The organism is Paenibacillus sp. 1-18 (genome assembly GCF_000520755.1).
GTDB lineage: Bacteria > Bacillota > Bacilli > Paenibacillales > Paenibacillaceae > Paenibacillus > Paenibacillus brasilensis.
The window spans coordinates 1-1,597 of the sequence record NZ_ASSB01000335.1; the positions used below are offsets into that span (position 1 = coordinate 1).

At 31.4% G+C, this 1,597-nt stretch carries 1 protein-coding gene; it reads right to left on the reverse strand.

What is annotated here, in order from left to right; genetic code table 11:
- Positions 1-104 precede the first annotated feature (104 nt).
- Complete coding sequence (locus L693_RS0121795) at positions 105-1,220, reverse strand: protein kinase domain-containing protein (RefSeq protein ID WP_025719958.1); 1,116 nt, start codon at positions 1,218-1,220, stop codon at positions 105-107.
- Between the last annotated feature and the right edge of the window lie 377 nt (positions 1,221-1,597).

Here is a 1,597-nt window from a genome sequence, read left to right on the forward strand (position 1 = left end):
GTGTGTAACTTAAATTTCAGGACAAAAAGGCTCTGTTAGCAGGACTTACATCAATACGGAAAGCAAGCCAAGCTTCAGTTGTAAGTTAAATTCGAGTACATCTTCTATTTGCTGTTCACTAAACTAAAAATTTCTCGTTTTTCTAGAACTTCGGCATAGAATTTGCGCCAAGATCTATACTGCTTTATATTTTTTCGAAAATCCTGTAATCCTAAGTACATTACAAATGTATTACCCGTTAATTCAAAACTTGTAATGTATTTCTCTAAATCTTCATCTAATAGTTCTATAGGATCGTATTCATGAAATTGAGTTGCATCAAAAAGGCGTTCAAGAAAGAAGGAGATATAGTTATTTTTTATAAGTTCTTGAAATAGACTTAAGAGATTTTTCATCCGAAGAAAGGGTGATTTGGCTAACAACTGAGCTAAATCACCTAGTATAGTAAAAGGTTCTTCAACGGTAGTAATATGATCTTCAATTGCCACAATAAGTTCCATCAATATTTCAAAGCTTGCTAGTACTATTTCTGGTTTTAAATAATCTTTATTTTTATACTTCTTCTTTATAATCTGAAAATTAGGAGTCATTAAAAATTCTATAATTTGCTCATCTAACAATCTTGTATAAGATTCTTTACCTTGGAGAATAAGAACACCTAAAGTTCGAGCTAGTAAATATGAAGATCTCAAGGCTGAAGTCTTAGGGCTGAACAAACTGGTGCCAAAATCCAAAATTTTGACCTGGAAGTTGTTAGAAATCATAATATTTTTTTTATGTAAATCACCATGATATACGTTAAGAGAATGAGCATAATCCATAGCTTCAATGATTTGTTTAGCTATCCTGAATCGATCTCGTTGTGTTTTTTTATGTTCTAGCCATTTAGCTAAAACAATTCCTTCTATTAGTTCAATCTCTGCGTAATAGAAGCCATTTCCATAATTAACATGGTATAGTGTAGCTATATATTGATGTTCAGAAACTTGTTTTAACTTCTTTACTTCTGACACAAATCTGTTTTGCTCAAGAAACGAATCTCCACTTCTAGGAAACCATACTTTTATAGCCAACTTCGCTTCCAAAAAATCATCTAAACATTCAATAACAACACCATTTGCTCCAGCCCCTAACTCTCTAATCAACTTCCGATGTTTGAAATGCAATTCAGTCTCTTTAATATAGATGGAATTCCTATTTAGATCCAATTTATATCGCACTTTTTATCCCTTCACTTCTATTAATATTTATAAAATCTTATAAAGAATATTCATATCACAGTCAATCCAGAAGAAAAAATCTAAAATTCCTCTAGTCTCTACTAAAGAAAGAACAAATTTGACATGTTATGATTTCCCTCCCGTGGTTTGAGTGTGTGATGGTAACTCTGACAGGGAGGGATGACAAGTCATTGTTTTTGTAGAGAGATTCGAGCTTTTAAAAATGTAATAAAATTGGCTCTTTTGGACTTGTAAAAAAGTTCATTCCTACTCATGACTCAAGTTGGAATAAGCTTTTAAAAGTTTATTAAGGAATGATTGTGATTTTTTGTGCTTTGTTAATTATATTCTGCGAGTATAGAATCAAGCAGAATATA